Annotated in this window: 9 protein-coding genes; 4 read left to right on the top strand and 5 right to left on the bottom strand. The window is 48.2% G+C overall.

The features are described from left to right. Nucleotides 1-444: hypothetical protein (locus tag VIM87_RS17625; RefSeq protein WP_331998272.1), on the top strand; the 444-nt coding region annotated here is incomplete at its 5' end. A gap of 16 nt (nt 445-460) precedes the next feature. On the opposite strand, the gene VIM87_RS17620 is transcribed toward VIM87_RS17625, so the two are convergent. Further along, a complete protein-coding gene (locus VIM87_RS17620) occupies nt 461-1,561 on the bottom strand; it encodes a Gfo/Idh/MocA family oxidoreductase (protein ID WP_331998271.1) in 1,101 nt (366 codons plus the stop codon). Nucleotides 1,562-2,021: 460 nt separating this feature from the next. After that, on the bottom strand, nt 2,022-3,080 hold the full coding sequence (locus VIM87_RS17615) for a saccharopine dehydrogenase family protein (RefSeq protein ID WP_331998270.1): 1,059 nt from the start codon (nt 3,078-3,080) through the stop codon (nt 2,022-2,024). Between the two features lie 285 nt (nt 3,081-3,365). Between VIM87_RS17615 and ygiD the strand changes: the two genes are divergently transcribed. Then, a complete protein-coding gene (ygiD, locus tag VIM87_RS17610) occupies nt 3,366-4,247 on the top strand; it encodes a 4,5-DOPA dioxygenase extradiol (RefSeq protein WP_331998269.1) in 882 nt (293 codons plus the stop codon). Here ygiD and VIM87_RS17605 read toward each other — a convergent pair. From VIM87_RS17605 to msrA, 3 genes are all read right to left on the bottom strand, one after another. After that, nucleotides 4,244-4,552: a hypothetical protein gene (locus VIM87_RS17605; protein WP_331998268.1), complete on the bottom strand. Its 309-nt coding sequence runs from the start codon at nt 4,550-4,552 to the stop codon at nt 4,244-4,246. The genes ygiD and VIM87_RS17605 overlap by 4 nt on opposite strands. A 162-nt stretch (nt 4,553-4,714) precedes the next feature. Beyond that, nucleotides 4,715-5,593 carry an FkbM family methyltransferase gene (locus VIM87_RS17600; RefSeq protein WP_331998267.1) on the bottom strand — a complete coding sequence of 293 codons (879 nt, stop codon included), beginning with the start codon at nt 5,591-5,593 and terminating at the stop codon, nt 4,715-4,717. A gap of 260 nt (nt 5,594-5,853) precedes the next feature. Beyond that, entirely contained in the window at nt 5,854-6,504 is a 651-nt protein-coding gene (msrA, locus tag VIM87_RS17595; RefSeq protein WP_089914526.1) for a peptide-methionine (S)-S-oxide reductase MsrA, read from the bottom strand. A 155-nt stretch (nt 6,505-6,659) separates the two neighbouring features. On the opposite strand from msrA, the gene VIM87_RS17590 reads away from it, so the two are divergent. Together VIM87_RS17590 and VIM87_RS17585 are read left to right on the top strand one after the other, a co-directional pair. Next, entirely contained in the window at nt 6,660-8,768 is a 2,109-nt protein-coding gene (locus VIM87_RS17590; RefSeq protein WP_331998266.1) for an endonuclease MutS2, read from the top strand. A 158-nt stretch (nt 8,769-8,926) separates the two neighbouring features. Further along, nucleotides 8,927-9,772 (top strand): ABC transporter permease (locus VIM87_RS17585; RefSeq protein WP_331998265.1); only part of this gene is annotated, 846 nt, incomplete at its 3' end.

The raw sequence follows: 9,772 nt of genomic DNA, 5'->3' as shown, positions 1-9,772 counted from the left end.
GCGAATATACCTCTGAACAAACATAATCTTGCTCCACTGGCTTTCGTCGATGTTCCGGAAGACCTTTATGTGCAGGGAGTGTTAGGCGTTTATGAACTCAACCGTGTTGAATTACTGAAAAATGTCTTTATGTGGGCTTATGAACGTTCAGCGCTTCGCTATGCCGCCTTGCGTCAATCATTAGGCGAGCCAGACATGTTCCGGATGAAATACCGTGAAGATATTCGTGATCTTGTTACTGAAATTGTGTCCAATGCAATGCCGCTGGAAGATGCTAAAAGGCTGATCCGTATCAAGGCTGCAACACTCCTTCATAAAGATCAGGCAAAGTTTACCGAAACCGTCGATACTGAACTCCTGTCTTTGCATGAAGGCAATTTTGCCCGCTATTGGATCAGACCATCTGCGTTTGCGCGATGGAAGGAAGTTTGGGGAAAGCATTGATTATTCATCTATCCAGCTATAACATCACCCTTTTACCACTACCGGCCGACCGGTAAATGGCTTCCACAATGCGAATATCACGCAGGCCTTCTTCACCGGGCACCTGCATGGCCTTTTTCTGCATAATGGACTGGGCATCATCATCCATTTGTTTGGCCTGCTGCCAGGGCACTTCATAGGGATGGTTTATTTCGCCTAAAGGACTGCTGCCCTTTACGCCGTTATAGGCAGAGTAAGGCGCCAGTTTAATATCGCCTTTCTCGCAGGTAATGTTCATGAAGTTCACATTTTCACCAAAGCTGGTTTTAATATGGGCCAGCACACCACCGGGAAATTCCAGGGTGGCAATAGCGGTTTCATCCAGCCCGTTCTTATAGATCTCCGGTCTTGTGGTGGAGGTTTGTGCAGATACTACGGCTATGGGTTCCATACCGCTGCCCAGGCGTGCGCCCTGTATGGCATATACGCCCATATCATACATTACCCCGCCGCCCAGGGCTTTGATCTGTTTCCAGTGGTTGGTGCGGTCATCGCGGTAACCGGCAGCGCAGTTCACCTCTTTTACTTTGCCCAGCAGCTGCTCTTTTATAATGCGGCGGTATTCCTGTGTATTGGGCTCGTGCTGCAGGCGGTAACCGATAGCCAGCGAGCGTTTATTTTTACGGCAGGCGGTGATCATTTCCTGGCATTCCGTTTCCGTAATAGCCATGGGTTTTTCGCACCACACATGTTTGCCGGCATTGGCTGCGCGTATCACATATTCTTTGTGCATAGAGGGCGGCAGCACCACGTACACTACATCAATATCCGGGTTATTGGCTATCTGGTCAAAGGTTTGGTAGTTGTAAATGTTTTTGTCGGGGATGTTGTATTTCTTTTTCCAGGCTTCTGCTTTGGAAGGGGTGCCGGTTACAATACCGGCCAGGTAACAGTTCCTGGTTTGCTGCAGGGCAGGGGCCAGCAGATCTGTGCTGTAATATCCCAGGCCTACCAGCGCTACGCCCAGCTTGTCTTTTTTACGGCGGGTGGCAGCTAACAGTACGTTGGGGGAAAGCAGGAGCACACTGCTGCCTACAGCCAGTGTTTTCAATACATCTCTACGGGAGGTGAAGGTCATTGCAGTCAGAATTTTACGTGGTTAAGGTTAAACAACTACACGGTTCAGGTGTTATCTATAGTGGCATTGCTACGTTATGAAGTTAATGGATTTTACGGGTACAGGCAAGTGGTTTTGATGTGCAGATGTGCAAATATGCAGGTGTGCGAATGAAAAGCGCCATGCTGCCATTAATAACTACCCCGCCATCTGCGCACATATTTACCGTGTGTAATATGCCAACGTGTAAATGAAGCTCCACATATCAACAAATATCCATACTACCAACGCTTTTACTACGCTTTAAGTACGCTTTTACCCCATGTTGCTTCCGTGTTACTCCCATGCCGCTCCCATGTTTCTCTCAGGTGAATCTCATGTCCTGCCCATGTCAGGTCCATCTCCATATGTAACCATCTATATGCATACCAGCACATCATCCAATCCATCTGCACATCCGCATATCTCCACATCTGCACATCTACAACACTTCCCGCTGTACCCTGGGCAGCTCCATCACCAGGTTCTCACCATAAGCCATAGCCGGTGTTTGATACCCTGCGGTAAAATTTCCCTGTAATATTTTCTGTGTAATGAGTAAGGAAGCATAAGCTGTAAGGTCATAAGCCTCCGGTGTGCGCTGGCGCGCAGTAACCGTTTGTCCGTTTGCGTTGGTAGCCCGGCCCCACATATAGCTGGTGGCCTGGGTACGCATTACATCTCCCGGGCCGGCAGGGCCACGGTCTATTTTCCGTTTAATAAGGCTGCGTACAATGGGGTTGCGCAACAGCCAGTTGAAGAGGACCTGTACTTTTAACAACCAATAAGCTATCATCGGCATATTGGTATAGGCGCGTATGTTAGGAATACCGGTACTGTAGCCGGCAGTAGCTACATCGCCCCAGGGAAGGCTAAGCACCAATATGGGCTTGCCGCCAAAGCTTACCCACATGGCTTTTTTACCCACAGGCTCACTTACTATACGGCCATTGATGCGGGCGGCGCCCGGTTCTCCCAGCTTTTGAACTGTGTTAACAGCAGTGCCATGTGACAGGCCGCTGCCGCGGATGGTAAACGCCAGCTTCAGGTCCACTGCATCGGGCAACCTGTTCTTCAGGAATAGTGCAAGGCAATCGGTAGGCACCACATCAAAACCAGCGCCGGGTAATAACATTATGCCTGCCTGTTTGGCCATCGCATCATACTGCCTGATCATTTCAAAAATATCCAGGTCGCCATTCAGATCCACGTAATGGGTGCCGGTTTGCAGGCAGGCTTCCACCATTTGTTTAGCAGTAAAATTATAGGGCCCGGCAGCATTCACCACTACCTTTACCTGGCGCAGAGCAGCCAGCAGGGCAGGTGTATCGTCCAGGTCAATGGCCACATATGGTAAACCCAGCTGAGCAGCTAAGGGGGCTAATGCAGCGGCACGGCGGCCGGCCAGGATTGGTGATAGCCCATATTGTGTAGCATAACGTGCAATTAATTCACCGGTATAGCCATAGGCGCCATACAGTAGGAAAGTATTGGATTCCATCTTGCCAATGTACGAAAATACTTAGGTAGTTGTGACTATAAAAACGAACACTGGTATTTAGAAGTGAACAATTTTTATCATGCTCACCAGTGTAATACATTGAAGCAGAATGAGCTGCTAATGGGGCATTTTCAGCGGGCCTTCCGTTACCATGATCATTGCTGCTATGGTATGTGCCAGCAAAGGAAATATATAAGCATCAAAGGCTTACCTCCAGGTTAGCTGCTACCCTGCACCCGCTTTTTAGGCGTACCTTTGCAATGTAAAAACCATAACATTATCCCTTTGGAAAGAAAAGATTTTATAGGGAAATTAATAGGAGGAGCAGCAGCTATGATCTCATTACAATCGTTCAGGAACTTCACAGATGGGCTGAACGAACAGGACACTACCATGCCGGTGTTATTTGTAGGGCATGGTTCCCCCATGAACGGTATTGAAGATAATGCCTTTAGCCAGCGCTGGGCGCAAATGGGGAAAGAGATCCCCACACCGGCAGCTGTGCTGGTAATATCCGCACACTGGCTAACAAGGGGCACACATATTACAGCCATGGAACATCCCAAAACCATTCATGATTTTGGCGGTTTTCCACCGGAGCTGCACGCCGTACAATACCCGGCCCCGGGCAGCCCGGAGCTGGCCGTTGCCACGCAGCAGCTGATCACTAAAACCCATGTAGGCCTGGATCACGACTGGGGCCTTGACCACGGTACCTGGACCATTGTACGGCATATGTACCCCAACGCCAACATACCGGTGCTGCAGTTAAGTATCGACTACCACCAGCCGCCGGCTTACCACTATGAGCTGGCTAAGGAGCTGGCCGCCTTACGTAAAAAAGGCGTATTGATCATGGGGAGCGGTAACATGGTGCATAACCTGCGCATGGCAGCCTGGGATAAAATGGATACCCCTGAGTTTGCATTTGACTGGTCTGTGGAGATGAATGAACTGTTTAAGAAAAATATAACAGAAGGTAACCACCAGGCGCTGATCCATTATGAACAGTTAAGCAGATCCGCCAAACTGGCCATTCCCACGCCGGATCACTATTACCCGCTGTTGTACACACTGGGCCTGCAGGGCGCAAAAGATCAGCCTGTGTTCTTTAATGACAAGGTAGTGATGGGGTCTTTTACAATGACTTCTGTGAAGATGGGTTAGTGTATCTGGGCCCTGAAATAAAAGTAAATGGCCACAGCAATACTCAGCAGGATGATGCCCACCATCACCAGCCATGTTTTGTTCTTAGGTTGTCTTACAGCATCGCGCAGGCCGCGGGTGCGCAATAAGGTTTCCACATCTTCTTTGGCCAGGCGTAAGGATTGCCGGATGCCTGTTTGCTGATTTTTTTCCTTCCAGTAATACTTTATGCCTTCTATCATACCCTTCCGCAGACAAAGATCGATGGTCTTTTCTTCAATGGCGCTGTAGATGCTCCCAGTAGTAGTGGTAGACTGCTCAAGCATAGATTGTTCAGTTTTTTAAAACGTGGTAAGTGGTAACAGCTAATTACTCCGTCAAGTTACTATTTTATTGTTTTATTGACACTGTTTTTAACATTCGATAACTCTTGATGTATTTTTTTAAATTGTATCTAAATGGGAGTGAGGGATGCGGGTGCGGGGTGATCAGATGAGCTTATTCCGTAGCGGGATCTTTTCGGCGGTCCTGATCCTTTCAGCTACGAAGGGAATGTCCCGGATGTAAATAGTATTATGGGTGCCAAAAGTAGGGCAGGGGGTTAGCTGCCGCCGGAACGGATCATAAATATGCGGTAAAAAATGGTGCTGTAATAATAGCTGATGAATAAAGCCTTCGTCAAAGCCATAGCGCTTTCCCAGCCCGTTCAGCTCAATAATAATGGCTTTCACACTTTCTTTCTGCAAAGTGGCGGCAGCGCCTTTTAATACTTCGGTTTCAAATCCTTCCACATCAATTTTCAGCAGCGCAGGGGATTGTTCCGCTAATATTTCATCCAGGGTATGTATTTCTACTTCAATGGCTGTTTCGGCTTTGTCTAAGACCACATGGTTCATAGTATCCAGCTGGCTGCTGAAGTATGCTTTGCCGGCAGTACCGCCCAGCGCAATATTGAGGGGTTTTACCTTTTCCTGGATCTGGTTAAGCCAGATGTTCTGCAGTAAGTTCTTAAACGTACCGGGTACCGGCTCTATTGAAATGGTGAATGCCGCTGCATGTGCCGCGCCCAGCACCGTATAGCTGCCCACGTTAGCGCCAATATCCACGAACAGGTCCTCTTTCCTCAAAAAATGCAGCAGAAAGCCCATATCATTAAAGTCATGCAGCCCGCAATAGAGGTTCTGGGTAGCGCCCTTCATACCTTTTTGTATGATCAGTTTTGCCCGGCTGGTAAAGGTGTAAATAATGGGATACGGGATCAGGCGGGCACTTATCTGCCACTTCAAAAAAAGCAATATGGAACCAATTTTATTACCACTGTTCAGTGGATGGTTCATGATAGCCTGTAAAGTTGGCAATAGGCTCATGGGGTTAGGCTTTACGTATAAACTACAAAATACTTTTGATAAAGTTCAGTCAATAAAGGTTTCCGGGATGTTTTTTAGAAGGGCGGGCCAAAAGAATGTAAAATGTAAAATTTTAAATCATAAATGTAAAAGTGGAATGCAGCGATACTGTTCCCCAGCCGTTGCATTCCACTTTTACATTTATCTCGTTCATAAAGTCTTTTAAATGGTCTCTATGAACCTCCTTCGTCGGTTTGAAATTTTACATTCTTTTATGCGGATCAATGTTTCAGCTTATCCTTAAATGCTTTCTTGAATTTCTCCAGCTTCGGTTTGATCACGTACGTACAGTAAGGCTGTGAACCGTTTTGATTATAATAGTTCTGATGATAATCTTCCGCGGCATAGAAATTCGTTAAGGGCGCAATTTCCGTTACCACCGGTTTATCATATGCGCCGGATTCCTGCAGCTTTTGCTTGTAATACTCCGCTTTTTTATGCTGATCCTCATTATGATAAAAAATTACAGAACGGTACTGCGTGCCCACATCATTCCCCTGCCGGTTCAGCTGGGTAGGGTCATGGCTTTGCCAGAAAGCCTGCAACAGCTCCTCATAGCTTACTTTAGACGGATCGTAGGTAACCTGTATCACTTCTGCATGGCCGGTGGTGCCGGTGCATACTTCTTCGTAGGTGGGGTTGGCCACGGTGCCCCCGGCATAACCGGATTCTACCTTTACTACGCCATCCAGGTATTGGAACTGCGCTTCCGTGCACCAGAAGCAACCGCCGCCAAAAGTGGCTTTTTCTACCTGGGAAATATTGGATGTATCCATATCATCGGGAACTTTTTCCGTACCGGTGGGTCCATTTTGGGCGCAGGCAGCCATCGTAACCGCCAGCAAACCACTTAACAAGGCATATCGTAACATAAAATTTTTACTCCAGATACGTAAATTACAACAATAGCGATGCTTAGAACGGCCAAGTTAAGTAACTTTAACATTCTTTTAGATACAACGGGATGGAACAACCCGGCCAAGAGCCAGGTTATTCCATCTGACAATAAAAAAGACGAACGATTTACATGAGATATTTTCCCGATTCGGCCCTGGTGCAATTGGAGTTTGACAAAATACAGGCTTTATTAAAAGAGCATTGCAAAACGGAGCTGGGCAAACAAATGGCAGAGGATCTGCGGCTGCATACACATATCGATTATGTGCGGTCGGCCCTGCAGCAGGCGCACGAGTACAAACAGCTTTTATTATTGCAGGAATATTTTCCCAACGATCCGGTTCTGAACCTGAAAACAGAACTGCGTTTATTGGGCATACAAGGTGCGGTGTTAAAAGAAGAGCAGCTGATGCAGGTACGCAAGCTGGCAGAGATCATGCACGGCATTTTCCGTTTTTTTGACCACGACCGCCGCATCCAGTACGCCGGTATGTACGAAGTAATTGCCCACACCCATTACGAGAAAAAGGTAATAGCGCTGATAGATGAGGTGCTGGATGAGGCCGGGCAGGTACGCGATAACGCTACCCCGGAGCTGGCAAAGATCCGCATGTCGTTATTCCGCAAACGTACGGAGCTGCGCCGTGTGTTTGACCGCATTCTGCAAAAGCTGAACAAACAGGGTTACCTGGCAGATATTGAAGAAGCATTCCTGAACACCCGCCGCGTGGTAGCTGTTTTTGCAGAGCACAAACGCATGGTAAAAGGCATTTTGCACGGAGAATCCGATACCCGCAAAACCTCCTTCATTGAGCCGGAAGAAACCATTGAGATCAATAACGAGGTGTTTTCCCTGGAAAGGGAGGAGGAGAAGGAAGTATACCGCATCCTGCGCAACCTTACCGCTGCCTTAAGCCAGCATGCACCGCTGCTCACCAATTACCACGACATACTGGGCCTGTACGATTTTATACGTGCCAAAGCCCGGCTGGCGCTGGATATGGATGGTAACTTTCCCATGATCACCGCCCATTCGCAGGTGCATCTGGTAGATGCGTACCATCCGCTGCTATTATTATATAACCGTAAGAACAGCAAACCTACTATACCCATTAACGTTACCCTGGATAAGGATCAGCACATCCTGGTGATCAGCGGCCCTAACGCCGGTGGTAAAACCGTAACGCTGAAAACAGTAGGCCTTATACAGCTTATGCTGCAGGCAGGTTTGCTGGTGCCGGTGCACCCCACCTCACAGCTGGGTATTTTCCGGCAGCTCATGATCCACATCGGCGATACGCAGTCGCTGGAATTTGAGCTAAGCACCTACAGCTCCCACCTGAAGAACATGAAGTACTTCATGGAGAACGCTAACGGCAAAACGCTGTTTTTTATAGATGAACTGGGCAGCGGCTCTGATCCCAACCTGGGCGGGGCTTTTGCGGAAGTGATCATGGAAGAGCTGGCGCGCAAGCACTCCTTTGGTATTGTAACCACGCACTACCTGAACCTGAAAATAATGGCCAACAAGGTAAAGGGCATTATTAACGGCGCCATGGGGTTTGATGAGCAAAACCTGCTGCCCATGTACAAGCTGATGGTAGGTAAGCCCGGCAGCTCCTACACCTTTTCTATTGCGCAGCGCATAGGCCTGGATCCCGGGCTCATAAACCGCGCCCGCAAGCTGGTGGATGAAGGCCATTTCCGCCTGGATAAGCTGCTGAACAAAGCCGAGCAGGACCTGCAAAAAGTAGAGCAAAAAGAAAAGGACCTGCAAAAGCTGCTAAAGGAAAACGAACGTCTGAAAAAGGAATACGAGATCCTGTCGGACAAGGAACGCCAGAAGCAGGAGCAGGCCGTGTTAAAGCTGCAGAACAAGATCCGGGAGGATGAGCTGCAGTACCTGAAAGATATGGAACGCAAAATGAAGCAGATCGTAGTGGAGTGGAAGCGTACCGATGATAAGCAGAAAGTGCTGAAACAGGCAGAGGCCCTGTTGTTCCACAAGCGCCAGAAACAGATCAACGAAAAACAGGAGAAAAAGATCAATGACCGGTTCCAGGAAATAGGCGGGCAGTGTAAGGTAGGCGACCAGGTAAAGATCATTACCAATAACCAGGTAGGTAAGGTGCTGGAGATCCGCGACAAGCGCGTGATCGTGAAGATCGGCAATTTACCCATGAACGTAAAAATGTCAGACCTGGTGGTAGTGAAGGAAAAGGCAAAAGAAGAAGCGTAATACGTGTGCCACACCTCAAAGGTGTGGCACACATAAACGGACACCCCTGTATCGAAACCGGACAGTTAGCTCCGTACTCAAATATCTAACCGGCTGATTTTTAAATACCTCGTTATCTGGCACCTTCTTAGCGCAGTGCCCGGGTAAACAACCTCCCCATGATCTCCAACTATCTTAAAATTGCGTGGCGGCAGCTGGTCAATAATAAGGTGTACAGTGCAATTAATATCCTGGGCCTGGCTATGGGCATGGCCGTTACGCTGCTGATAGCATTATGGGTATATAAGGAATATACGTACGATAAATTTCTGCCCGGCTATGAGCACATTTACCAGGTACAGCGCAATTTTAACAGCAATGGTGAGATCCTTACCTTCAACACTACTTCCCTGAAGCTGGCCGATGTGCTCCGCAACAATATCCCTGAAGTTGAATACCTGGCAGAAACAGACTGGATGGGCCCTCACGGGTTAATGGCCGGGGAGCAGAAGATGTACCTGCGGGGCGCCGTAGCCGGCAGCGACTTCCTGAAAATATTTAAATTCCCCCTGCTGGAAGGTACGGCCAACGGCGTGTTAAAAGAGCCTTTTTCCATCGTGCTCACGGAATCTACCGCCAAAGCATTATTCGGCGGTCAGAATGCCATAGGCAAAATAGTGCGCATAGATAACCTGCATGATCTGAAGGTGACCGGCATCCTCAAAGACCTGCCGGCCAATGCCACTTTTCAGTTTAAATATGTGGTGCCTTTCAGCTATTATGAGCAAACCCGGGATTACGTAAAAGCTTTGCGTGCCGGTACTTTTTCAGGTAATGCCTTTCAGCAGTTTGTAAAGCTGCGGCCCGGTGTAAACCTGGCGAAGGTGGCCGCTAAAATAAAAGATATTGAAAAAAGCGAGGATAATCCCAATGCCAAAAATTCCGATGTGATCCTCACACCTTTCCAGGACAGACATTTATACAGCGAGTATAAGAACGGGAAAGCGGCCGGCGGTTTTATTGAA

Origin of the sequence: Chitinophaga sp., assembly GCF_036569125.1 — a bacterium.
Lineage (GTDB): Bacteria > Bacteroidota > Bacteroidia > Chitinophagales > Chitinophagaceae > Chitinophaga.
The sequence above is the reverse complement of the archived record's forward strand: the minus strand, read 5'-3'. Positions and strand labels throughout refer to the sequence as shown.